The 21,369-nt window shown below is 71.4% G+C and carries 23 protein-coding genes and 2 pseudogenes; 12 read left to right on the top strand and 13 right to left on the bottom strand.

Annotated features, from left to right (window positions below; translation table 11 throughout):
* Both ACZ4O3_RS04540 and ACZ4O3_RS04535 read left to right on the top strand, forming a co-directional pair.
* Positions 1 to 470: pseudogene (locus tag ACZ4O3_RS04540) on the top strand (DEAD/DEAH box helicase); the annotation flags it as partial.
* A gap of 94 nt (positions 471 to 564) precedes the next feature.
* Positions 565 to 1,452: an alpha/beta fold hydrolase gene (locus tag ACZ4O3_RS04535; RefSeq protein WP_467721136.1), complete on the top strand. Its 888-nt coding sequence runs from the start codon at positions 565 to 567 to the stop codon at positions 1,450 to 1,452.
* 25 nt (positions 1,453 to 1,477) lie between these two features.
* Here the strand turns inward: ACZ4O3_RS04535 and ACZ4O3_RS04530 are convergent, their stop codons facing one another.
* Positions 1,478 to 2,380 (bottom strand): NYN domain-containing protein, encoded by a 903-nt coding sequence (locus ACZ4O3_RS04530; protein WP_362730512.1) that lies wholly within the window; start codon positions 2,378 to 2,380, stop codon positions 1,478 to 1,480.
* A 161-nt stretch (positions 2,381 to 2,541) separates the two neighbouring features.
* On the opposite strand from ACZ4O3_RS04530, the gene ACZ4O3_RS04525 reads away from it, so the two are divergent.
* On the top strand, positions 2,542 to 2,694 hold the full coding sequence (locus tag ACZ4O3_RS04525; RefSeq protein ID WP_351704745.1) for a hypothetical protein: 153 nt from the start codon (positions 2,542 to 2,544) through the stop codon (positions 2,692 to 2,694).
* 209 nt (positions 2,695 to 2,903) lie between these two features.
* Here the strand turns inward: ACZ4O3_RS04525 and ACZ4O3_RS04520 are convergent, their stop codons facing one another.
* The 3 genes from ACZ4O3_RS04520 to ACZ4O3_RS04510 form a co-directional block, all read right to left on the bottom strand.
* Entirely contained in the window at positions 2,904 to 3,509 is a 606-nt protein-coding gene (locus ACZ4O3_RS04520) for a MarC family protein (RefSeq protein ID WP_362729160.1), read from the bottom strand.
* Positions 3,510 to 3,647: 138 nt separating this feature from the next.
* Positions 3,648 to 4,505, bottom strand: coding sequence for a PHP domain-containing protein (locus ACZ4O3_RS04515; RefSeq protein WP_467721135.1), 858 nt, complete (start codon positions 4,503 to 4,505; stop codon positions 3,648 to 3,650).
* 109 nt (positions 4,506 to 4,614) lie between these two features.
* Positions 4,615 to 5,256 carry a DUF6758 family protein gene (locus ACZ4O3_RS04510; RefSeq protein WP_362729156.1) on the bottom strand — a complete coding sequence of 214 codons (642 nt, stop codon included), beginning with the start codon at positions 5,254 to 5,256 and terminating at the stop codon, positions 4,615 to 4,617.
* A 185-nt stretch (positions 5,257 to 5,441) separates the two neighbouring features.
* On the opposite strand from ACZ4O3_RS04510, the pseudogene ACZ4O3_RS04505 reads away from it, so the two are divergent.
* A pseudogene (locus ACZ4O3_RS04505) lies at positions 5,442 to 6,702 on the top strand (MFS transporter).
* Between the two features lie 43 nt (positions 6,703 to 6,745).
* Here the strand turns inward: ACZ4O3_RS04505 and ACZ4O3_RS04500 are convergent.
* Positions 6,746 to 7,342 carry a suppressor of fused domain protein gene (locus ACZ4O3_RS04500; protein ID WP_467721133.1) on the bottom strand — a complete coding sequence of 199 codons (597 nt, stop codon included), beginning with the start codon at positions 7,340 to 7,342 and terminating at the stop codon, positions 6,746 to 6,748.
* Positions 7,343 to 7,828: 486 nt separating this feature from the next.
* On the opposite strand from ACZ4O3_RS04500, the gene ACZ4O3_RS04495 reads away from it, so the two are divergent.
* Together ACZ4O3_RS04495 and ACZ4O3_RS04490 are read left to right on the top strand one after the other, a co-directional pair.
* On the top strand, positions 7,829 to 8,959 hold the full coding sequence (locus ACZ4O3_RS04495; protein WP_362730098.1) for a magnesium and cobalt transport protein CorA: 1,131 nt from the start codon (positions 7,829 to 7,831) through the stop codon (positions 8,957 to 8,959).
* Positions 8,960 to 8,969: 10 nt separating this feature from the next.
* A complete protein-coding gene (locus ACZ4O3_RS04490; protein ID WP_467721131.1) occupies positions 8,970 to 9,482 on the top strand; it encodes a hypothetical protein in 513 nt (170 codons plus the stop codon).
* Positions 9,483 to 9,499: 17 nt separating this feature from the next.
* Here ACZ4O3_RS04490 and ACZ4O3_RS04485 read toward each other — a convergent pair whose 3' ends face one another.
* Positions 9,500 to 10,225 (bottom strand): hypothetical protein, encoded by a 726-nt coding sequence (locus tag ACZ4O3_RS04485; protein WP_362731119.1) that lies wholly within the window; start codon positions 10,223 to 10,225, stop codon positions 9,500 to 9,502.
* Between the two features lie 205 nt (positions 10,226 to 10,430).
* On the opposite strand from ACZ4O3_RS04485, the gene ACZ4O3_RS04480 reads away from it, so the two are divergent.
* From ACZ4O3_RS04480 to ACZ4O3_RS04470, 3 genes are read left to right on the top strand one after another with little or no spacing between them, the layout of a single operon-like run.
* Positions 10,431 to 11,735, top strand: coding sequence for a magnesium transporter MgtE N-terminal domain-containing protein (locus tag ACZ4O3_RS04480; RefSeq protein WP_362731117.1), 1,305 nt, complete (start codon positions 10,431 to 10,433; stop codon positions 11,733 to 11,735).
* Positions 11,725 to 12,321: a DUF1003 domain-containing protein gene (locus tag ACZ4O3_RS04475; RefSeq protein ID WP_384991248.1), complete on the top strand. Its 597-nt coding sequence runs from the start codon at positions 11,725 to 11,727 to the stop codon at positions 12,319 to 12,321. The genes ACZ4O3_RS04480 and ACZ4O3_RS04475 overlap by 11 nt, the downstream gene beginning before the upstream one ends.
* 43 nt (positions 12,322 to 12,364) lie before the next feature.
* Positions 12,365 to 13,498, top strand: a complete 1,134-nt coding sequence (locus tag ACZ4O3_RS04470) for an Mrp/NBP35 family ATP-binding protein (protein ID WP_384991246.1) — start codon at positions 12,365 to 12,367, stop codon at positions 13,496 to 13,498.
* 179 nt (positions 13,499 to 13,677) lie between these two features.
* Here the strand turns inward: ACZ4O3_RS04470 and ACZ4O3_RS04465 are convergent, their stop codons facing one another.
* The 4 genes from ACZ4O3_RS04465 to sigE all read right to left on the bottom strand — a co-directional run bounded on the left by ACZ4O3_RS04465 (position 13,678) and on the right by sigE (position 16,926).
* Positions 13,678 to 14,349 carry a hypothetical protein gene (locus ACZ4O3_RS04465; protein WP_362731425.1) on the bottom strand — a complete coding sequence of 224 codons (672 nt, stop codon included), beginning with the start codon at positions 14,347 to 14,349 and terminating at the stop codon, positions 13,678 to 13,680.
* Between the two features lie 226 nt (positions 14,350 to 14,575).
* Positions 14,576 to 15,028: a sec-independent translocase gene (locus tag ACZ4O3_RS04460; protein WP_467721129.1), complete on the bottom strand. Its 453-nt coding sequence runs from the start codon at positions 15,026 to 15,028 to the stop codon at positions 14,576 to 14,578.
* A gap of 228 nt (positions 15,029 to 15,256) precedes the next feature.
* Entirely contained in the window at positions 15,257 to 16,213 is a 957-nt protein-coding gene (locus ACZ4O3_RS04455) for an anti-sigma factor family protein (RefSeq protein WP_467721128.1), read from the bottom strand.
* Entirely contained in the window at positions 16,210 to 16,926 is a 717-nt protein-coding gene (gene sigE, locus ACZ4O3_RS04450; RefSeq protein WP_362731385.1) for an RNA polymerase sigma factor SigE, read from the bottom strand. The genes ACZ4O3_RS04455 and sigE overlap by 4 nt, the downstream gene beginning before the upstream one ends.
* Positions 16,927 to 17,161: 235 nt before the next feature.
* Here sigE and ACZ4O3_RS04445 point away from each other — a divergent pair, with 235 nt between their 5' ends.
* On the top strand, positions 17,162 to 17,860 hold the full coding sequence (locus ACZ4O3_RS04445; protein WP_384991505.1) for an O-methyltransferase: 699 nt from the start codon (positions 17,162 to 17,164) through the stop codon (positions 17,858 to 17,860).
* Positions 17,861 to 17,946: 86 nt separating this feature from the next.
* Here the strand turns inward: ACZ4O3_RS04445 and ACZ4O3_RS04440 are convergent, their stop codons facing one another.
* Positions 17,947 to 18,114 (bottom strand): DUF3117 domain-containing protein, encoded by a 168-nt coding sequence (locus ACZ4O3_RS04440; protein WP_004950282.1) that lies wholly within the window; start codon positions 18,112 to 18,114, stop codon positions 17,947 to 17,949.
* 380 nt (positions 18,115 to 18,494) lie between these two features.
* Here ACZ4O3_RS04440 and chcB point away from each other — a divergent pair, with 380 nt between their 5' ends.
* Positions 18,495 to 19,298 carry a 2-cyclohexenylcarbonyl CoA isomerase gene (gene chcB / locus ACZ4O3_RS04435; RefSeq protein WP_362723036.1) on the top strand — a complete coding sequence of 268 codons (804 nt, stop codon included), beginning with the start codon at positions 18,495 to 18,497 and terminating at the stop codon, positions 19,296 to 19,298.
* Positions 19,299 to 19,353: 55 nt separating this feature from the next.
* Here the strand turns inward: chcB and ACZ4O3_RS04430 are convergent, their stop codons facing one another.
* Complete coding sequence (locus ACZ4O3_RS04430) at positions 19,354 to 19,968, bottom strand: DNA-3-methyladenine glycosylase I (protein WP_362723033.1); 615 nt, start codon at positions 19,966 to 19,968, stop codon at positions 19,354 to 19,356.
* Entirely contained in the window at positions 19,965 to 20,324 is a 360-nt protein-coding gene (locus tag ACZ4O3_RS04425; protein WP_467721127.1) for a DivIVA domain-containing protein, read from the bottom strand. Before ACZ4O3_RS04425 ends, ACZ4O3_RS04430 begins: the two co-directional genes overlap by 4 nt.
* A 164-nt stretch (positions 20,325 to 20,488) precedes the next feature.
* Between ACZ4O3_RS04425 and folP the strand changes: the two genes are divergently transcribed.
* On the top strand, positions 20,489 to 21,349 hold the full coding sequence (folP, locus tag ACZ4O3_RS04420; RefSeq protein WP_384991230.1) for a dihydropteroate synthase: 861 nt from the start codon (positions 20,489 to 20,491) through the stop codon (positions 21,347 to 21,349).
* Positions 21,350 to 21,369 lie beyond the last annotated feature (20 nt).

Raw genomic sequence — 21,369 nt, 5'->3', positions numbered from 1 at the left:
CCGCCGAGGCCGTCGAGGCCAAGCCCCGCCGCACCCGCAAGACGGCAGCCGCCGCTCCGGCGACGGCCGAGGCCGCCGAGGCCACGACGGAGACGGTAGCCGCCAAGCCCCGCCGCACCCGCAAGACGGCCGCCGCCGAAACGGCTGTGGACACCGCCGAGGCCGTCGAGGCCAAGCCCCGCCGCACCCGCAAGACGGCAGCCGCCGCTCCGGCGACGGCCGAGGCCGCCGAGGCCACGACGGAGACGGAAGCCGCCAAGCCCCGCCGCACCCGCAAGACGGCAGCCGTCGCCGGTGCGGAGATTCCGGCGCAGGCCAGCGAGGAGCCGGAGGTCAAGCCGAGGCGTCGTACCACCCGCAAGGCGGCCGAGGCCGTCGAGGCGGCCGGTGTCGCTGACGCGGCCGACGCGGAGGCGAAGCCGAAGGCCCGCCGGACCCGGAAGGCCGCCGCGGCGGCTCCCGAGGCCTGAGCACGTCACCGGACGGCCCGGTCCACCCTGTGTGGGCCGGGCCGTCCGCGTTCCCGGGGCCCACCTGCCGTTCGCCGCCGGATAACCTCTCTCCATGAGCAGGCCTCGCACCTTTGTCCCGCCCGACGGTGCCCGCGCGTACGCGCTCGCCACCGCACGTGGTGAGTTCGCCGTCATCGACGCGCCCGTGGCTGCCGGGGCCGGGTTCAAGGGGACCGCGCTGCTGCTGCCCGGGTTCACCGGCAGCAAGGAGGACTTCAACCCGCTGCTCGAGGCACTGGGTGCGCGCGGATACCGGACCGTCGCCGTCGACGGGCGTGGGCAGTTCGAGTCGGACGGCCCGGAACACGACGAATCGGCCTACGCCCAGGAGGAGTTGGCGCGCGACGTACTGGCGCAGGCGGCGGCGGTCGGCGACGGACGGCCCGTGCATCTGCTGGGGCACTCCCTCGGCGGTCACATCGCGCGCGCGGCCGTGCTCCTCGACCACACGCCGTTCCGCTCGCTGACGCTGATGTCCTCGGGCCCGGCGCAGATCTCCGTCCCCCAGCAGCAGCGGGTGAAGCTGCTGAGGGACGCGCTCGCGGTGCTCCCGATGGCCGAGGTGTGGGAGGCCATGCAGGCCATGGAAGCACCGGAGGAACTTGAAGAGGGCGGCGTGGAGGACCGGGTGCACCAGGAGGACCAGGCGGATCTGCGGCGCCGCTGGCTGGGCAACAAACCGGCCCAACTCCTCGCCGCCGGACTCCAGTTGTGCGTCGAGCCGGACCGCGTCGACGAACTCGCCGCCGTACCGCTGCCGTTCCACGTGCTGTCGGGGGCGCGGGACGACACCTGGCCGGTGCCGCTGCTGGACGACATGGCGTCGCGGCTGCGCGCGCACCGGACGGTCGTCGAGGGTGCCGAGCACTCCCCCAACACCGACCGGCCGGCCCCCACCGCCGAGGCGATCGCCGCCTTCTGGGACGGCGCGAACGGCTAGGGCGTGTTCGCCTTCCGTCCTCCCGCTAGTACTGCGTCTGAAGGTGCTCCCAGAAGCCGTCGCGGAGGGCCCGGCGCAGGTCGGCCTGGCCGCGCAGGGAGTACTGGAGCATGCCCTCGGCCTCGACGAGGAGGTCCTGGTCGACCGGGCCCGGCAGATAGGGATGCCCGGGCAGCAGCTCGACGAGCGCCTCGCTGCCCCGCGAGGAGAGCCACTTCGCGGCGATCTGCGCGCCGACGAAACGGACGTCCTCACGACTGGGCCTGGTGCCGCCGGCCTCGTAGGCGTGGGCGGTGCGCCGGGCGACGTACGGCTTGAAGAACTCGAGGTCGAGGGTGCGCTGGCTGTCGACCTCCCAGAGCAGCGGCTCGGCCTGGTTGCGGCCCTCGGGGGCTTCGATGCCCCAGAGGTGGACACGGGCGCCGTAGCCCTGGGCCGCCTCGACCGCGGAGACAAGGTCCTCGTCACCGCCGAGCAGGGCCGCGTCGCTGATGGCGCGATGCCGGGCGAGTGACTCCAGGTCCGTACGGATCAGGGAGTCGACGCCCTTCTGCTGGTTGTTGGCGTTGAGGTTGCCGAGCCGGACCTTGACGTCGGGCAGTTCGGCGATGGTCTGCTGCTCGGCCGTGTGGATGCGGCGGCGGGCGCCGTCGTACCAGTAGACGCGCAGCAGCCTGCTGTCCGCGAAGATCTGGCGTGCCTTGTCGATGAGCGCCTCGATCAGCCCCTCGGCGTCGAGGTCGAAGGCGCGGCGGTCCTCCGTCCCGGCGACGAGCCGGCCCGTGGCCGCGTAGAGGTAACCCGCGTCGACGAAGATCGCGTGCGTCGAAGGGGTCTTCGCCACTTCGGCGAGCATGCGGGTGAGCAGCTCGTTCGTGCGATCGATGCGGGCCTGGAGTGCGGCGAGGTCGTCGTTCATCGCCTCCATTGTCCCGGCGGTCACGCTGCGAACACAACCGGTCCCGGTCAGTCTCCCGCAGGTCTCTTACCGGTCGGTAATTAGGCGTTCGAAAATTTTCTTTAGCCAAGGGAATGTTTGTAACACGCAAGCCGTTCAATGAGAGGAACACGCGAGGAAGGGAGAGGCTGATGCGCTTCGAGATCAGGCGACTGGACGAAGTCGACGGCACCACCGTGGACTGCACTGTCGTGGACGCCGCCTCCGTCAACAGGATCGTCCAGCAGGCCGCCGCCATCGGGCAGCGCCTGTGGATCCGGCCGGCCGAGAACCAGGCTTCGTAACGGGACACGAGTCCCGGGCCGCAGGCGCACCACGCGCCACGCGCCACGCATCCGCAACCGAGCGACAAACGACGAGACACCACGAGCCACGAGACACGACGAGAAGCACTGACGCGCGGAGTACCGCAAAGTCTTCGGAACCCCCGCACGGCACGAGGCCGTGCGGGGGTTCCGCGTCTGTCCGCCCTTCCCGGCGCCGTCCCGCCGGCTCAGCCGCCCTTGATCACCTGGGTGACGCCGTTGATGATCTGCTGCACGGCGATCGCGGAGAGCATCATGCCGGCGAGCCGCGTCACCAGGACCACGCCACCGTCCTTGATGACCCGGATGATCAGGAGCGAATACCGCATCACCAGCCACAGCACGACGTGGATGGCGAGGATCGCGGCCCACACGGACACCTGGGCGGAGACGCTGTCCGCCTTCTGTACGGCGAGGATGACCGACACGATCGCGCCGGGCCCCGCCAGCAACGGCATGCCCAGGGGCACCAGTGCCACGTTGACGTCCTTGGTCTGCTTCGGCTCGTCGTTCTTGCCGGTGAGCAGGTCGAGGGCGATCAGCAGGAGCAGCAGGCCGCCCGAGATCATCAGCGCGGGCACGGAGACGTGCAGGTAGTCGAGGATCTGGTGTCCCAGGAGCCCGAAGACGGTGATCACCCCACCCGCCACGCAGACGGCCTGGAAGGCCATCCGCCGCTGTACCTTGCCGGGCCGGCCGGAGGTGAGGGCGAGGAAGATCGGGGTGATCCCGGGGGGATCCATGATGACGAACAGGGTCAGGAAGAGGGAGCCGAAGACGGCGACGTCGAACATGCGTGAGCCTTGTGCGTAGGGCGGCACCGCGGCGGTCGCGCCGAGGGCCGGTGAGGGGCACCGCGCGGGCGGGCACAGCCCTGGAGCGGGCGAGCCCGGCCTGCCGCACGGGAAAGTCAGGAACGGGGGGCGGTGACCTCAGCGTCCACCGGCGCCCGGGACGGGGAACGCACCGGTGGCACGGCGTGTGATCTCCCCGTACACCTCGGGATCGGTCGTGTACTCGCCCAGCGCCACCGTCTTGCGGCTGCCGTGGTAGTCCGAGGACCCGGTGACCAGCAGCCCCAGCTCAGCGGCCAGCCCGCGCAGCCGGACCCGGGTGTCGGCGTCGTGGTCCATGTGGTCGACCTCGATGCCGTCGAGGCCGGCCGCGGCCATCTCGGCGATCGTCGACTCGGGCACCGTACGCCCGCGCTTGGCGGCCGCCGGATGCGCGAACACGCACACCCCGCCGGCCTGCTTGACCAGCCGGATCGCGGTGAAGGGGTCGGTCTCGTGCTTCTCCATGAAGGCCCGGCCGCCGTCCGCCAGCCACTCCGGCGTGAAGGCATCGCTCACGGTCGGTACGACACCCAGCTCGACGAGCGCGGAGGCGACGTGCGGCCGCCCCACGGAACCCTCACCGGCGATCCTCCTCACCTGCTCCCAGGTGACCGGCACGCCCAGCTCGTTCAGCTTGGCGACCATCCCCTGGGCCCGCGGCACCCGGTCGTCCCGGACCAGCTCGCGCTCGGCGAGCAGGTCGGACTCCTCGGGGTCGAAGAGGTAGGCCAGCATGTGCATGGAGACGCCGTCGACACGACAGGACAGTTCGGCCCCGGTGACCAGGGTGAGTCCCTCGGGCAGCGCGGCGATGGCCTCGGCGTGGCCCCGGGTGGTGTCGTGGTCGGTCAGCGCGACCACGTCGAGCCCGGCGGCGGCGGCGTTCCGCACCAGTTCGGCCGGGCTGTCCGTGCCGTCGGAGGCGGTGGAGTGGCAGTGCAGATCGATACGCACGATGCGGACTCCAGGCGGGACGGGACGGGACGGAACGTGTCAAGGATAGCGGCCGGAACCGGTACCCCTGTCACACCCGAAAGTCGGGGGCGCCCCGTACAGGGAGCCCTCAGGGCCCGAGCAGCCGCGGCGACAGCGCGCCGCAGGGCACCAGGTCCACCTCCGCGCCGGCGTCCCGCAGGTCCGTGAGCACCAGTTCGTCGTACATCAGCAGCCCGGTCTGCTCGGGCCACACCACGGCCCAGAGCCAGAGCCCGCAGGCCTCGCCCGCGAAGACGGCCCGGTCGTCCGGCACTCCCGGAACGTGCCACAGCGGCGTCGGCCGTCCGGCGGCGAGCACCTTCGCCTGCGGCGGCTTCTCCACGTCCATCGCCGGCCCCGGATCGGGTCCGTCGATGCCCGCGTACCGTGCGCCGAAACCGACTCCCAGCTCCTCGGCGACCAGGATCATCTCCCCTATGCCGCCGAGCGGCGCGGGTCCGGAGCAGGCGACGGCGGTCGCACGCCCGCCACCGCGGTCGTCACCGGCACAGGCCACGCCCGTGAACAGCCAGCCGACCGGCAGCGGCCAGGGCATCCACACCGGCACCTGGGTGCGGTGCACCACGACACCGAGGGCCTCGACGCTGGGCGGTATCACGGGCTGTACCGGATGCACGGTCCCGTGCACCTCGCACTGCCAGGTGTCGGCGAAGAGACCGGGAGCCCTGACCCGGCCACCGCACTTCGGGCAACTGGGTTCGCCCCTCATAGGGCCCCACGGTCCTACCCGGAATCCCCCACGTCAAGGACGATCACCCGTCCGGGCGGTACCGGTTACCGGCCGGAGTTAGATGCATCTTGCATTAGTTAGCTGCCCTAACTTGCTATGTGCATATGCCAACCAAATCGGCGTGCGGACGAGAACCGCACGGACGAGAACAACGGAGGAAGCGCATGGCACAGCCGGCAGACCCGTTCGACGCGGGGGCGGGCAGCATCCTGCGGCGGCCGAAGGCCGTATGGGCGACGGCCGGCGCGTCCGTCGTCGCCTTCATGGGCATCGGACTCGTCGACCCGATCCTGCCCTCCATCGCCAAGGGCCTGGACGCCACCACCAGCCAGGTCTCCCTGCTCTTCACCTCGTACTTCCTGATCACCGCCGTGGCGATGCTGCTCACCGGCTTCGTCTCCAGCCGGATCGGCGGCCGCCGGACCCTGCTGCTCGGCCTCGCGTTCGTGGTCGTCTTCGCGGGTCTCGCCGGCACCTCGGACACCGTCGGCCAGCCGGTCGGCTTCCGGGCCGGCTGGGGCCTGGGCAACGCCCTGTTCGTCTCGACCGCCCTCGCGGTCATCGTGGGCGCGGCGGCCGGCGGCAGCGCCGCCGCGTCTGCTCTACGAGTCCGCGCTCGGCCTCGGCATGGCGTGCGGCCCGCTGCTCGGGGCGGTGCTCGGCAACATCAGCTGGCGCTACCCCTTCTTCGGCACCGCCACCCTGATGGCGGTCGGCTTCCTGTGCATCACCGCGTTCCTGAAGGAGCAGCCCAGGCCCGCCCGCAGGACCTCGGTCCTGGACCCGCTCAGGGCGCTCGGCCACGGGGGCCTGGCCTCCGTCGCCGCCTCGGCCTTCTTCTACAACTACACGTTCTTCACCGTGCTGACCCTCACCCCGTTCGTGCTGGACATGACCCCGTACCGTTCGGGTGCCGTGTTCTTCGCCTGGGGCGTGCTGCTCGCGCTCTTCTCGGTGGTGGTGGCCCCGCGCATGCAGCGGCGCTTCGGCTCGCTGCGGGTGCTCGGCGGCTCGCTGGCGCTGCTCGCCGCCGACGTCACCGTCCTCGGCTACGGCAGCCACACCGCGGCGGTCGTCTGCACGGTCCTGTCCGGCGCGTTCATCGGCGTGAACAACACCGTCTACACCGAGCTGGCCCTCGGCGTGTCGGACGCTCCCCCAGACTCCGTCCGGGGGTACCCCCAGCGTCCGGCGGCGAGCGCGGGCTACAACTTCGTCCGCTGGTTCGCCGCCGCGGCCGCCCCCTACTTCGCGCCGAAGATCGAGGAGTGGACCGACCTCCACGTCCCGTTCGTGGTGGCGGCGGTCACCGCCGCGCTGGGCGCGGTGGTGGTACTCGTACGGCGCAACACGCTCACGCACGAGGCGGCGGAACGGGAGCCGTCGCACGCCACGCAGGACGGCGTCAGCGTCTTTGCCAACTGACCGGCCGGGGACGGCGCTTGGTGAGGTTGCTCACCGTCGCACGTCAGTCCAGCGGGACGGAGTTGCGGTGCGGATCCCGCAGGTCCGTCCCGCTCGCCAGCCAGCGCTCCTGAAGGGCCTGGGCCCCGTGCACCCGCTTCCAGGCCGCCTCGTTCGGGGTCATCGGCAGCAAGGGCAGGAACCGGACGGGGTCGAGCGGCTCGTCCAGCGCCAGATCCTCGACGAGACCACCCGGCTCGCCGACCAGGACCGAGGTGAAGGGAGCGCCCGGCCACAGCGGTCCGCCCACGTCCAGGGACGCGCCCGGCGCCACGACCAGGCCCTCCACCTGCGGAGACGCGGCCAGGACGGCCAGCGCGCGAAGCACCTTGTCGGTCTCGGCCAGCCCGGCGCGGACCGACAGGACCAGCTCGGCGCGGGGACCTTGGACGGGGTCCGCGAGCGTCGCGGTGGGGTCGGTCATGGGGTGCGCCGACATGCCGAGCGTGGCGTAGCGCAGGACGTCCTCGCCCTGCAGATCCTCGTGGAAACGGAGCACCTCGATGCGGTCCGTGCCGAGGAAGGTGACCGCCGCGCGCGCGTCCGGTTCGCCCAGTGCGGTGGTCAACCGGGCCTCGACCAGAGGAAGAACTTCTGCCATGTCGTGAGCATAGAACTCGTCAGTACCGGGCAAAGCAGCGCCTTGACACTGAGGGCTGCTGCTACTCTGGCCGCGGTGGTTCGGGGCAGCACGCAGAGCGTCGCGGTCAGACCCCGACGCCACGAGGACTCCCTTACGAGGGACCGGCTGGAGGAGGTGGGGCTGTCATGGATCGAAGTCACCCGTGCAGTACCACTCGCTCTTCCGCCCGCTGATTTCGTCTACTGGTCGGCTGCCGCCTTCACGTTCGCGTTGTCGTTCGGAAGAGCACTTTGTTTTCGCTTGCCTGATCCCTCTGACCGGTCCGCTCCGGATCTGTCTGGATCCGTTCGTCTGATCCGAATCAGTAGCGAAGCCGCCACCGCAACGGTGCGGTGCTCCCCGCTTTGTGGACGTGCCAAACATCCGCAGTCAGGACGTCCCCATTCCGGGTAGTTCCACCCGTTCGCCGCGGTCTTCCGCTGCTCGTCGCGAAGGAGCCTGCCCATGTCGATGATCCGCGACCTCCGTGCCGTGGTCCGCCCGACCCGCCCCTCCCAGCGCAACAGCCTGCGCGCCGAGACCGGCGCGTACGACACCACCCGCGACCCCGGTACGCCGTCGGCCGTCGTCGACTGCGCCGTCTACCGGGACGGTGCGCGGGTGGAGACGCCGAAGCCGTTGAGCCCGCAGGAGGCGATGCGCCAGGTACGCCGGGACGGCGGGTTCGTGTGGATCGGCCTGCACGAGCCGACGGAGGCCGAATTCGCCGGTATCGCGGGCGAGTTCGGGCTCCACCCGCTGGCGGTGGAGGACGCCGTCCAGGCCCACCAGCGCCCCAAGCTCGAGCGCTACGACGACTCCCTCTTCACCGTCTTCAAGACCATCCACTACGTCGAGCACGACCAGCTCACCGCCAACAGCGAGGTCGTGGAGACCGGCGAGGTGATGTGCTTCACCGGCCGGGACTTCTTCATCACCGTCCGGCACGGCGGGCAGGGCTCGCTGCGGGCGCTGCGGCACCGGCTCCAGGACGACCCCGAGCTGCTCGCCAGGGGCCCCTCGGCCGTCCTGCACGCCATCGCCGACCATGTCGTCGACGGCTATGTCGCGGTCGCCGACGCCGTGCAGGACGACATCGACGAGGTCGAGACCGAGGTCTTCTCGCCCGGCCGCAAGGGCGGGGTCTCGCGTGGTGTGGACTCGGCGCGGATCTACCAACTCAAGCGCGAGGTGCTGGAGTTCAAGCGTGCGGTGTCGCCCCTGCTGCGTCCCATGCAGCTGCTCAGCGAGCGCCCGATGCGGCTGGTCGACCCCGACATCCAGAAGTACTTCCGGGACGTCGCCGACCATCTCGCGCGCGTCCAGGAGCAGGTCGTCGGCTTCGACGAACTCCTCAACTCCATCCTCCAGGCCAACCTGGCGCAGGCGTCCGTGGCCCAGAACGAGGACATGCGCAAGATCACGTCCTGGGCCGCGATCATCGCCGTACCCACGATGGTGTGCGGGGTGTACGGCATGAACTTCAAGTACATGCCGGAGACGCACTGGCGGTACGGCTACCCGGTGATCATGGGCATCACGATGGTCATCTGTCTCGGCATCCACCGCACCCTCAAGCGCAACGGCTGGCTCTAGGCTGGGCGCCATGACACGGCAGCTGCTCGACCAGGCCCTCGTCGAGGAGGCCACGAAGAAGTCCGGCCTCATCTGGGTCCGGGGCGCCGGGGCACCGGCCGCGCGCGCGGTGTGGCATGCCTGGGCCGACGGTGGCGTGTGCCTGGTCGGCGACGGGAGCGAGCAGCCGCTGACCGGGCTGGCCGGCGGGGGCACGGCCGAGGTGACCGTGCGCAGCAAGGACAAGGGCGGCCGGCTGGTCACCTGGACGGCGGCGGTGACGGAGCTGTCCGCCGGCTCCCCCGAGTGGGACGCGGCGGTGGCGGAGCTGAAGGGCAAGCGTCTCAACGCCCCCGACGGCGAGGCCATGACGGACCGCTGGGCGCGGGAGTGCAGGGTGCTGCGCCTGCGCCCGACGGGAGCGACGGCGCCGCTGCCGACGGGAAGCCTGGCGGAGGCTCCGGTGCCGTCCCCGGCGACGACCCGTCAGCCGGTCCCGGCGGGCCTGCCGAAGCTCCTGGCACGGCGCGGAAGGTCCCGGTAGCCCCCGGCGGGTGCCCTTCACGAGGTGGGCAGTTGCCTGCCGTAGTCGACCGTGTCGCCCTTCTCCGGCTCGGTGACGCTGAAAGAGCTGCCCCAGTCCGTGAACGTGAGGGTGCCGGCGCCGCCGGCCCGCTCCAGGCGGAGCGGATACGGCTTGCCCTTGAGGGAGACGTCCAGCGTGCCGCCGGAACCGCCGTCGCCGGCGATGCGGATGGTGGGGGTGCCCGACTGTTCGTGGTGGCCGGCGGTGGAGAGGGAACCGTGCAGGGTCAGCAGGCCCGACAGAAGGAGGTTCTTGTCCGTGAAGCCGCTGAACTTCTTGTACGAGGGATCGCCCTGCGGAACCTTCACGTACTTCCCGTCGAGCGTGCCGGCCGCGCTCGTGTCGCTCCCGTCGGCATGGTTCCAGAAGTCCGCGTCGGCCTGCAGATAGAGCGTCTCGCCGACCCGGAGCAGGTGGAAGGTCGAACCCTTCGAGGTGACCGACCCGGTCCCCCCGTCCGCGTTCAGGCGCATGTCCAGCTCGTAGGTACGCCCGCTCGTGACCACCGTGCCCGCCATCCGTACCGTCGCCACCGACGTCGCCGCCGCGCGGGTCCTCGACTGGATGACGTCCGGGGCCAGCTTGCCCACCCCGTTCGTGCCCGCGTCCGGATCCTCACTGCACGCGGTGAGCAGGGCCAGCGCGCACATCGTGGTCACCAACGCGGCGTGGCGAGTACGGCCACGGCCCGGAGCAAGCACGGTCACCGAGGGGGCCACCTTTCTGACGGGTCCGGCACGGCGTACCGCAGCGTACCGGTGCCCCGGCCCCCCGGCGGAGCCAGTCCGTCCGGACCGCCCACCAGGGCGTATCCGATCGGTACGGGCTAGCCTGAACCCCACCGAGCAGGCGAAAAGGGCAGCAAAGCAACCAAGCGGTACTCGGGTCGGCAAAGGAGGCGGGTCCATGGCAGCGGGCGCTCCCCGGATCTTCGTCTCGCACCTCGCCGGTATCGCCGTCTTCGATCCCACCGGCGACCAGGTGGGGCGGGTCAGGGACCTCGTCGTCATCCTGCGCGTCGGCGCCAAGCCCCCGCGGCTGCTCGGCATGGTCGTCGAACTCTCCACCCGGCGCCGCGTCTTCCTGCCCATGACCCGGGTGACGAGCATCGAGTCCGGCCAGGTCATCACCACCGGCGTGCTCAACGTCCGCCGGTTCGAGCAGCGGCCCACCGAGCGCCTGGTCTTCGGCGAACTCCTGGACCGCCGCGTCGAGCTGGTCGAGACCGGCGAGGAGGTCACCGTCCTGGACCTGGGCGCCCGGCAGCGGCAGGCCCGCCGGGAGTGGGAGGTCGACCGCGTCTTCGTCCGCAAGGGCCGCACGGGTACCTTCCGGCGCACCAGGGGCGAGTCGCTCACCGTCGAGTGGTCCCAGGTCACCGGTTTCTCCCTGGAGGAGCACGGACAGGGCGCGGAGAGCCTGCTCGCCACCTTCGAGCAGCTGCGCGCCGCGGACCTCGCCAACGTGCTGCACCACCTGTCCGCCAAGCGCCGCGCCGAGGTGGCCGCCGCGCTGGACGACGACCGCCTGGCCGACGTCCTCGAAGAGCTTCCCGAGGACGACCAGATCGAGATCCTCGGCAAGCTGAAGGAGGAGCGGGCGGCGGACGTGCTGGAGGCCATGGACCCCGACGACGCGGCCGACCTGCTCGCCGAACTCCCCGAGGAGGACAAGGAGCGGCTGCTGAACCTGATGCAGCCGGCGGACGCGGCCGAGATGCGGCGGCTGATGTCGTACGAGGAACACACGGCCGGCGGGCTGATGACGACCGAGCCGATCGTGGTGCGGCCCGACTCCACCGTCGCCGACGCCCTGGCCCGGGTCCGCAACCCCGACCTGTCCCCGGCCCTCGCCGCCCAGGTCTACGTCTGCCGGCCGCCCGACGAGACCCCGACCGGCAAGTACCTGGGCGCCGTCCACTTCCAGCGCCTGCTGCGCGATCCTCCGTACACCCTGGTCAGTTCGCTCCTCGACGACGACCTGCAACCGCTCGATCCCGAGGCCACGCTGCCGATCATCGCCGGGTTCTTCGCCACGTACGACATGGTCGCGGCGCCCGTGGTGGACGAGACGGGATCGCTGCTGGGCGCGGTGACCGTGGACGACGTCCTGGACCACATGCTGCCCGAGGACTGGCGGGAGACCGAGTTCCACCTGGACGACGCGGAGGAGCAGGAGCCGGAGAAGGGGGCGGGGGCCCATGGCGCCTGAACGTGAGGGCACCCGGGAGCGCACGCCGTCGGGCGCCACCGCGGCCACCCGGCCGCGCGGGCACCGTCTGGACCAGCCGCGCCCGCCCAGACGGCGGATCGTGCCCGAGTGGGACCCGGAGGCCTTCGGCCGGCTCTCCGAGCGCATCGCGCGATTCCTGGGCACCGGACGGTTCATCGTCTGGATGACGTTCGTGATCATCGTCTGGGTGCTGTGGAACATCTCGGCACCCGGGAAGCTGCGCTTCGACGAGTACCCGTTCATCTTCCTGACCCTGGCCCTGTCCCTCCAGGCCTCCTACGCGGCCCCGCTGATCCTGCTCGCGCAGAACAGGCAGGACGACCGCGACCGCGTCAACCTCGAACAGGACCGCAAGCAGAACGAGCGGTCCATCGCCGACACCGAGTACCTGACCCGGGAGATCGCCGCGCTGCGCATGGGCCTGGGCGAGGTGGCGACCCGGGACTGGATCCGTTCCGAGCTCCAGGACCTGCTCAGGGACATGGACGAGCGGCGGGACGGGCACGGCGCGCACGGCGTATTCCCGGCAGAACGGTCTGCCAGGCGTGACGTAGACGACCGGTGAGGGGCGTTATAGGGGCCGTGCGCGTCGCCGTACCATCGTCTGTATGGCTAGCGAAGACGCGGTGCGCGAGGCTCTGGCGACGGTGAACGACCCGGAGATCAACCGACCCATCACCGAACTGGGGATGGTCAAATCGGTGGAGATCGGGGAGGACGGCGCGGTCGCGGTCACCGTGTACCTGACGGTCTCCGGCTGCCCCATGCGGGACACCATCACCCAGCGGGTCACCGAGGCGGTCTCCCGGGTCGACGGCGTCACCCGGGTCGACGTCACCCTGGACGTGATGAGCGACGAGCAGCGCAAGGAGCTGGCGTCCGCGCTGCGCGGCGGCCAGACCGAGCGTGAGGTGCCCTTCGCCAAACCCGGCAGTCTGACCCGGGTCTACGCGGTCGCCTCCGGCAAGGGCGGTGTCGGCAAGTCCTCGGTGACGGTCAACCTCGCCGCCGCGATGGCCGCCGACGGTCTCAAGGTCGGTGTCGTCGACGCCGACATCTACGGCCACTCGGTCCCGCGCATGCTCGGCGCGGACGGCCGCCCCACCCAGGTCGAGAACATGATCATGCCGCCGTCGGCGAACGGCGTGAAGGTCATCTCGATCGGCATGTTCACCCCGGGCAACGCCCCGGTGGTCTGGCGCGGCCCGATGCTGCACCGCGCCCTCCAGCAGTTCCTCGCGGACGTCTACTGGGGCGACCTCGACGTCCTGCTGCTCGACCTCCCGCCGGGCACGGGTGACATCGCCATCTCGGTCGCCCAGCTGGTCCCGAACGCCGAGATCCTCGTCGTGACGACGCCTCAGCAGGCGGCGGCGGAGGTCGCCGAGCGCGCCGGCTCCATCGCGGTCCAGACCCACCAGAAGATCGTCGGCGTGGTCGAGAACATGTCCGGCCTGCCCTGCCCGCACTGCGGCGAGATGGTCGACGTCTTCGGCACGGGCGGCGGCCAGGCGGTCGCCGACGGCCTCACCCGCACGACGGGTGCGAACGTCCCGGTCCTCGGCAGCATCCCCATCGACGTCCGCCTCCGCGAGGGCGGCGACGAGGGCAAGCCGGTCGTCCTGACCGACCCGGACAGCCCGGCGGGCGCGGCCCTGCGCGGCATCGCCGGGAAGCTGGGCGGCAGGCAGCGGGGCCTGTCGGGCCTGTCCCTGGGCATCACGCCGCGCAACAAGTTCTAGGGGGGGCGCAGCGCGCCCCGGAAGGGGCGCGGGACCGTATCGTGCGGCTCCGCCGCGGGGCGCGACCGGCCACGGCGCGCCCGCGGCCGCACACACCGCGGTCCCTACGGCGAAGGGGCGCCACGAACGACCGGCGCCCCTTTTCTCATGCGCACTCGTCTCTCATGCGCACTCGTCTCTCATGCGTACTCGGCGACGTCCTTGATCACCGCGAACCCGAGCCCGTAGGCCGACATCCCCCGGCCGTACGCCCCCACGTGCACGCCCTGCGACGTGGACCCGGCGAGCACCCACCCGAACTCCGACTCCCGGTAGTGGAACGGGGTGGGCACCCCGTCCACCGGCAGCGACAGCGTGGACCACTCCGGCCCGCTCAGCTCGTCGGCCAACTGCCACGCGGTCTCGGTCTGCTGGTCCAGCCAGTCGTCCCGCAGGGTGTGGTCCATCTGCCCCGGCCAGGTGAAGGACAGCAGCCCGACCCCGGCCAGCCACGCGGCCGACGACACCGACGTGGCCTCCAGCAGCCCTGTCCCGTCGGCGCTCCTGCGGGACGGATTCGCCGCGATGGTCACGACCACCGCGAACTTCTCCCTCGGCTCACCGACGGACGCGGCGAGGTGCTCGTTCCGCACGGACGGCTCGTCGCCGTGCCCGACCGACCCGTGCTCCACCGCGCCGTCGGCCGCCGTACCCACCTGCATCAGCCAGCGCGGCCCTGTGAAGGCCTCGTCGAGGCCGTACCAGGGGAAGGGCGCCTCCAGGTAGCCGTCGACCGTGCGCCAGGCGGAGAGGACCTGCTGTCCGTTCTCCGCGACCGGCGTCTGTTCGCCCACCCGACTTGTCGTCTCCATCTACCCGGACGCCTCCTAGCTCCAGTCGGTCCGGGGCGGCCCGCCCCCCTTCGGGCGCACTCGTCCGGTCCGCACAACAACTCGGCAGCATATCCACACCGCTGCAACCAGCAGCGAAACCGCCCGGCGCGTGGGTCGCGCGGGCGGCGGGATCAAGCCGTGAGCGGCGCATACGCGGTATGAAACGCGTCACGTGCGCCGCTCGGCCGGAGGTGTCGCGTCGGGCTCAGGTGGCGTCCGCGTCGAACGGCGGACGGTCGTCCTTGCCCGGGTCCTCGGGCTTCTTGGCCATGTCGATCCGGCCACCCGTGGAACCCGCAGAACCCGCGGAACCCGCGGAAGGGGACGAGTCGGCCTCCCGGCCGTGCACCGCCTCCGTGACCTCGGCCATCTCCTTCTTCAGGTCGAAGCCGTTGCGGATCTCCTTGAGCCCCAGCTCGTCGCTGTCCAGGTGCTTGCGGACGAAGTTCTTGGGGTTGAGGTCGTCGAACTCGAAGTCCTTGAACTCCGGGCCGAGTTCCTCGCGGATGTCCGCCTTGGCGCTCTCCGAGAACTCCCGGATCTTGCGGATGGTCCGCATCACGTCCTGGATGACCTTCGGGAGCTTGTCCGGACCGAAGACGAGCACGGCGAGCACGACGATGGTCGCCAGCTCGAGTGGTCCTATGTCATTGAACACCTGAAGCTCCTTGCGATGTCCTCGGTCCTCGGCCCTCCGGTCGCTGGTGCGGTTGTTCCGTGGTCCGGGCCGGGTCCACGGTACCCGGCGTACCTGTCCGACCGGTACTGCCCCGAGGTGTCCGACCATGTGTGTACGACCGGTTTTCCCGGTTGTTTGCCTAGTCGGAGGCATGGGTGTGGTTTCGCCTGTGACGTTTCTGTCAGTTCCTGTCCGGCTTTCCCGCGGTCAGCGGGCCGCGCGGAAGGAGGGGGAGGGAGCGGAGGTCGCGTCGGGGACGGGTGCGGCGAGCAGGGCGGCGCCGGTCGCCTCGGGGGAGTCGGTCCACGAGGTGAGGGTGAACGGCGGGTTGGTGGCCAGGGGCCGTATCAGCGGGGAGACGGCTGCCGCGCCGGCCAGTACGGGTGCGGTCAGCTCCCGCAGTGCGTTCTCGCCGGCGCCCGGGGAGGGCACTCCGGGCAGCAGCGGCGCGGAGACCGAGGTGGGTGCCGCGGTCGTGGCGGAGCCGAGCAGGCTGCCGGAGGACAGCAGCGGGGTGAGCGAGCGGCGGCGCTGCGAGTCGGCGGCGCCCGCGGTGCCGGGGCCCGCCGTGCCGGCCGGGGCGACGCTGCCGCCACCGGTGCCGCTGCGGGCGTCGGCGGAGGTGGAGCCGGGCAGGCCGGCGGTGACCCCGCCGAGGGCGACCGCGGCCAGCGAGACCGCACCGGCGGCGACGAACGCGAACCGCATGCCGCGCGAGGCGGAGCGGTCGGCGTCCGGGCGGCCGACGGGATGGATCCGGAAGCCCCGGCCGGCGGCGACGGCCGAGTCGTGCGGGTGGGCCGGGACGTAGCCGAACTCGAAGCGGTCCTCCTGGCTCACGCCGAAGACCCCGCTGTCGGGCCGGCGTCCCGAGGGGCCCGGGCCGCCGAACGGGGAACCGCCGGTGTCGCCGCCCCCGGGCAGCCCCTGGAGGCGGGCGAGGAAGCTCTCGGAGGGCGGGGGCGGGGCGGCCTCGGCGAAGACGCTCTTCAGTGCGCGCTGGGCGTCGGCCTCCGCCTTGCACCTGGCGCAGGTGGCCAGGTGGGCCAGGACGCGCTCACGCGAATCATGACCGAGCTCTCCGTCCACCAGGGCGGAGAGTCGGTCTCCCAGGTGCTGCTCGGCGAGCTGTCGCTCGGCGGGATCGGGTCGGGAACCACTCACGCGGACGCGCCCCCTCCTCCCAGCGCGGGAACACGGGGTACGAAGGAGCGACGCTCGGCCCTGCGGGCTTCCGGGGAGCGGTGCGCGAGGGCCTTGCGCAGCTGGGAGCGGCCGCGGTGGATCCGGGAGCGGACCGTGCCAAGCTTGACGCCGAGGGTCGCGGCGATCTCCTCGTACGACAGGCCCTCGATGTCGCACAGGACGACGGCGGCGCGGAACTCGGGCGCGAGGGTGTCCAGGGCCTGCTGCACGTCGGCGTCGAAGTGCGCGTCGTTGAAGGCCTGGGAAGGGGTGGGCTCACGGCTGGGCAGGCGCTCGGCCGCGTCGTCGCCGAGGGCGTCGAAGCGGATGCGCTGCTTGCGCCGGACCATGTCGAGGAACAGGTTGGTCGTGATGCGGTGCAGCCAGCCCTCGAAGGTGCCCGGCGAGTAGGTCGACAGGGAGCGGAAGACGCGGACGAAGACCTCCTGGGTGAGGTCCTCGGCGTCGTGCTGGTTGCCGGTGAGCCGATAGGCCAGGCGGTAGACGCGGCCGCTGTGCGTGCTGACGATCTCCTCCCACGTGGGCGGAGTCCATGCCTGCCCGTCCGCGTCGGTGGAGAAGGTCGCGGTCCGGTCCTCGCCCATGGCGAGCGCGTCGGCGTGGCTGGGGTCAGCAGCGGTGTCGTTCACGGATTTCGGCCTGCCCGCCGATCCGAGGAAGCGCCGTAGCACTCCTCCCCGGTCCCCGGGTTCGGCCGCACCTCCCCTGTCGGCTCTGGTGGTGTCCAGTGGAGCCCCTACCATAGCCACCTCGCCCGTTAGCACCGGATAAGCGGTTTTACGAGAATTTGATCTCTGCCGGTACGGCTCGTCCCGCCGTGTCGGCGGCTGCTCTGCCGCCGTCTCCTCATCGTGATCCATTCGTGTCCCCCCGCCCTGTCTTCCACCCCTCTAAACGCCTGGTCCCATCTGCGGGTTCCCGGCACCAACGGATACAGTCACGCCCAGGCAACCACGGGGACAGGAGAGGGTCATTACCGGCAACCGGCAGACGAGCTGGGCGTTCGCCGACGCCTTTGTCGCCGAGGACGAAGCGCTGCGGTGGGCCCGTGACCGGGCCCGCGACGCAGGGCTGCGCTCGGTGTCGCCCGGCACGGGTGCCGCGCTGCGTCTGCTCGCCGCCTCCGTGGACGCCAAGGCCGTCGCCGAGATCGGCACCGGGTGCGGGGTGTCGGGGATGCACCTGCTGCACGGCATGCGCGCGGACGGTGTCCTGACGACCGTCGACCCCGAGCCGGAGCACCAGCAGTTCGCCCGGCAGGCCTTCCGCGCCTGCGGATTCGCCAGCAACCGGGCCCGCTTCATCCCGGGCCGCGCCCTCGACGTACTCCCCCGTCTCGCGGACGCCGGTTACGACCTGGTCTTCTGCGACGGCGACCGGCAGGAGTACTCCGACTATCTCGCTGAATCGTTGCGCCTGCTGCGCACCGGCGGCCTGGTGGTCTTCGAGGGCGTCTTCGCCAACGGCCGGACGGTCGACTCCGGGCCGCAGCCGACCGAGGTGCTGCGGCTGCGCGAGCTGCTGCGCACGGTCCGGGAGAGCCCGGAGCTGCTGCCGTCACTGCTGCCGGTGGGCGACGGACTGCTCTGCGCCGTCAAGCGCTGACCCGCCGCGCGGGGACCCCGGATACGGCACCGCCCCGGTACCGCATGCGGTGCCGGGGCGGCCGAAAGGGTGTGGTCGCTGACGCCTCAGACGACGACGTTCTTGAGGGCGTCGGCGAGTGCCGCGGCCTCGTCAGGGGTCAGCTCGACGACGAGCCGACCGCCGCCTTCGAGCGGAACGCGCATGACGATGCCCCGCCCCTCCTTGGTCACCTCGAGCGGGCCATCACCCGTCCGCGGCTTCATGGCCGCCATGCTGGTTCCCCTTCCTGAAAACAGCTCATCGTCTGCCGACGGCCCACGAGGGCACGCGCGATCCTTGGCGGGACACGCGGTACCGGCATCGAACACATTGCTTCCAAGCCATTATCCCGCATCTCAGGACCCGATGACCAACATCAGTCGGCATCGCTTGGGCAACGCGCGCGAGCAAAACCACCCAATTCGGCGATGTGACTGCGATACTGCGCCGCCTCGCGTCCTTACGCCGACCGAGTCGGCTCCGATTTTCTTTGACGCAGGTCACACAACGGGTCCGGTCGCCGGACCGCGATCTCCGCCATGCTGTCCTTCGGACCTGTACGTACTGAGCGGTACGTCAGCCGCGACGACGGAGACGACGGAGGGGACGCACCATGACCGACACCGTGCTCTACGAGGTGAGCGACGGGCTCGCGACGATCACGCTGAACCGCCCCGAGGCGATGAACGCGCTGAACATCGCGACGAAGGTCGCGCTTCGGGAGGTCGCGCGGGAGGCGGCGGCCGACCCGGCCGTGCGGGCCGTCCTGCTGACCGCCGCCGGAGACCGGGCGTTCTGTGTGGGCCAGGACCTCAAGGAACACATCACGCTGCTCGCCTCCGACCGGGAGACGGGGTCGGGGCAGACGATGACGACGGTCCGGGAGCACTACAACCCGATCGTGCGGGCACTGGCGGGGGCACCGAAGCCGGTGGTGGCCGCGGTGAACGGCGTCGCCGCCGGTGCCGGTCTCGGGTTCGCGCTGGCCGCGGACTACCGCGTGGTCGCCGACACGGCCGCCTTCAACACGTCGTTCGCCGGGGTCGCGCTGACCGCGGACTCCGGGGTCTCGTGGACGCTGCCCCGGGTCGTGGGCCCTGGACGCGCCGCCGACCTGCTGCTCTTCCCGCGCAGCATCAGCGCGCAGGACGCCTACGAGCTGGGCATCGCGAACAAGGTCGTGCCGTCGGCCGAGCTGCGGGCCGAGGGCGAGAAGATCGCGCGGAAGCTGGCCGAGGGGCCGACGATGGCGTACGCGGCACTGAAGGAGGCCGTCGCCTACGGGCTCACGCACTCCCTCGACGAGACGCTGGACAAGGAGGACGAGCTGCAGGCCCGGGCCGGTGCCTCCGAGGACCACGGGATCGCCGTGCAGGCGTTCGTGAACAAGGAGAAGCCGAAGTACCTGGGGCGGTGACGGCCTGTGGGGAACCGCGGGCGCGCAGGGCATCTCGCGCAGTTCCCCGCACCCCTCAACGGGAGCGTCTGCTCATGCACGCTTCCAGGTGGTCGTCGACCAGACCGCACGCCTGCATCAGGGCGTACGCCGTCGTCGGGCCGATGAAGCGCAGCCCCCGCTTCTTCAGGGCCTTGGACAGGGCCGTCGACTCGGCGGTCACCGGTGCGACGTCGGCGATGGTCCGCGGGGCGGGGTAGGTACCCGGCCCCGGGGCGAACGACCAGATCAGCTCGTCCAGCTCGCCCCGCCCCCACTCCGCCAGGACCTTCGCGTTGGACATCGTCGCGTCGATCTTCGACCGGTTGCGGATGATGCCCGGGTCCGCCAGCAGCCGCTCCCGGTCCTCGTCCGTGAAGGCGGCGACCTTCTCGATGCGGAACCCGGCGAAGGCGGCGCGGAAGCCGGGGCGGCGGCGCAGGATCGTGATCCAGGAGAGTCCGGACTGGAAGGCCTCCAGGCTGAGGCGTTCGTAGAGGGCGTCGTCGCCGTGGACCGGACGGCCCCACTCCTCGTCGTGGTAGGCCACGTAGTCCTCGGTGGACAGGGCCCAGGGGCAGCGCAGCCTGCCGTCCGGCCCGGCCACGGCCGCGCCGGCGGTCGGGGCGGCCTGACCGGTCAGGTCGGTCACGGCCGGTCCTCCGGCTCGGGCTTGTCCAGCGAGGTGTGCCGGGCGTGCGGCGTGGCCCGGGAGCCGGCCAGCGTGGTCTCCAGGTCGGCGATCCGGGCGTCGCGCTCGGCGAGTTCGGCGCCGAGGCGGCTGAGCGCGTCGTCGACGTCCGCCATGCGGTAGCCGCGCGGGGCGAGCGGGAAACGGAGGCTCTCGACGTCCGCGCGGTTCACCGGACGGTCCGGGGGCAGCGGGTCCTGGAAGCGCTCGGGCGCCACCTCGGCCAGCGGGGCGCTCTCGCCGCCGCTCACCACGGACAGCGTGACCGCGGCGACCACGACCGCGAGCGCGACGACCAGGAACAGGAACATAACCATCGCGGTGGCCCCCAGGCTCGATGAAGCTCGTGCGTACTCGTACTGCCGAGTGCGCTTAGTGTGCTCGGTGTCGAATGTGTCTGTGTCCGATCGTGCCATGCGAGTCTGACAGTCAGGGGCACAGGCGGTCGCACCGAGGGACTTACTACGAGAGGTCACAGGCGATGCTCAGGCTGGGCAAGCGGGAATTCGCGCCGCACGAATCGGTGATCATGGCCATCGTGAACCGGACGCCGGACTCCTTCTACGACCAGGGGGCGACCTTCCTCGACGAGCCCGCCCTCGCGCGCGTGGAGCAGGCGGTCGCCGAGGGGGCCGCGATCATCGACATCGGCGGGGTGAAGGCCGGCCCGGGCGAGGAGGTCACGCCCGAGGAGGAGGCGCGCCGGATCGTCGGGTTCGTCGCCGAGGTGCGCCGGCGGTTCCCCGACGTCGTGATCAGCGTGGACACCTGGCGGGCGTCGGTCGCGGAGGCCGCCTGCGAGGCCGGCGCGGATCTGCTGAACGACGCGTGGGGCGGGGTCGATCCTGCGCTGGCGGAGGTCGCGGCCCGGTACCGGGTGGGGCTGGTGTGCACGCACGCGGGTGAGGCGGAGCCGCGGACGCGGCCGCACCGGGTGACGTACGACGACGTGATGGCCGACATTCTGCGGGTGACCCTGGGGCTGGCCGAGCGGGCCGTGGCGCTCGGGGTGCCCCGGGAGTCGGTGATGATCGATCCCGGGCACGACTTCGGCAAGAACACCCGGCACAGCCTGGAGGCGACGCGCCGGCTGGGCGAGATGACCGCGACGGGGTGGCCGGTGCTGGTCTCCCTGTCCAACAAGGACTTCGTGGGCGAGACGCTGGACCGGCCGGTGAAGGAACGGGTGATCGGCACGCTGGCGACGACGGCGGTGTCGGCGTGGCTGGGAGCGCAGGTGTACCGCGTCCACGAGGTGGCGGAGACCCGCCAGGTCCTCGACATGGTCGCGTCCATCGCGGGCCACCGCCCTCCGACGGTGGCCCGGCGAGGCCTGGCGTAGCCTCCGGCGGCTGCGCCCCC

This window comes from Streptomyces sp. NPDC026515 (assembly GCF_055567595.1).
Note: the sequence above shows the minus strand (reverse complement) of the source record. Positions and strands in the feature narration are given on the sequence as shown.

Bases quoted from the DNA above. Each gene is read 5' to 3' on its own strand.
- ACZ4O3_RS04535 (WP_467721136.1), top strand. From the start codon at position 565: ATGAGCAGGCCTCGCACCTTTGTCCCGCCCGACGGTGCCCGCGCGTAC.
- ACZ4O3_RS04520 (WP_362729160.1), bottom strand. From the start codon at position 3,509: ATGTTCGACGTCGCCGTCTTCGGCTCCCTCTTCCTGACCCTGTTCGTC.
- folP (WP_384991230.1), top strand. From the start codon at position 20,489: ATGCTCAGGCTGGGCAAGCGGGAATTCGCGCCGCACGAATCGGTGATC.
- ACZ4O3_RS04495 (WP_362730098.1), top strand. From the start codon at position 7,829: ATGTCGATGATCCGCGACCTCCGTGCCGTGGTCCGCCCGACCCGCCCC.
- ACZ4O3_RS04490 (WP_467721131.1), top strand. From the start codon at position 8,970: ATGACACGGCAGCTGCTCGACCAGGCCCTCGTCGAGGAGGCCACGAAG.
- ACZ4O3_RS04530 (WP_362730512.1), bottom strand. From the start codon at position 2,380: ATGGAGGCGATGAACGACGACCTCGCCGCACTCCAGGCCCGCATCGAT.
- ACZ4O3_RS04480 (WP_362731117.1), top strand. From the start codon at position 10,431: ATGGCAGCGGGCGCTCCCCGGATCTTCGTCTCGCACCTCGCCGGTATC.
- ACZ4O3_RS04525 (WP_351704745.1), top strand. From the start codon at position 2,542: ATGCGCTTCGAGATCAGGCGACTGGACGAAGTCGACGGCACCACCGTG.
- ACZ4O3_RS04425 (WP_467721127.1), bottom strand. From the start codon at position 20,324: ATGGTTATGTTCCTGTTCCTGGTCGTCGCGCTCGCGGTCGTGGTCGCC.
- ACZ4O3_RS04510 (WP_362729156.1), bottom strand. From the start codon at position 5,256: ATGAGGGGCGAACCCAGTTGCCCGAAGTGCGGTGGCCGGGTCAGGGCT.
- ACZ4O3_RS04440 (WP_004950282.1), bottom strand. From the start codon at position 18,114: ATGGCGGCCATGAAGCCGCGGACGGGTGATGGCCCGCTCGAGGTGACC.
- chcB (WP_362723036.1), top strand. From the start codon at position 18,495: ATGACCGACACCGTGCTCTACGAGGTGAGCGACGGGCTCGCGACGATC.
- ACZ4O3_RS04465 (WP_362731425.1), bottom strand. From the start codon at position 14,349: ATGGAGACGACAAGTCGGGTGGGCGAACAGACGCCGGTCGCGGAGAAC.
- ACZ4O3_RS04470 (WP_384991246.1), top strand. From the start codon at position 12,365: ATGGCTAGCGAAGACGCGGTGCGCGAGGCTCTGGCGACGGTGAACGAC.
- ACZ4O3_RS04475 (WP_384991248.1), top strand. From the start codon at position 11,725: ATGGCGCCTGAACGTGAGGGCACCCGGGAGCGCACGCCGTCGGGCGCC.
- ACZ4O3_RS04500 (WP_467721133.1), bottom strand. From the start codon at position 7,342: ATGGCAGAAGTTCTTCCTCTGGTCGAGGCCCGGTTGACCACCGCACTG.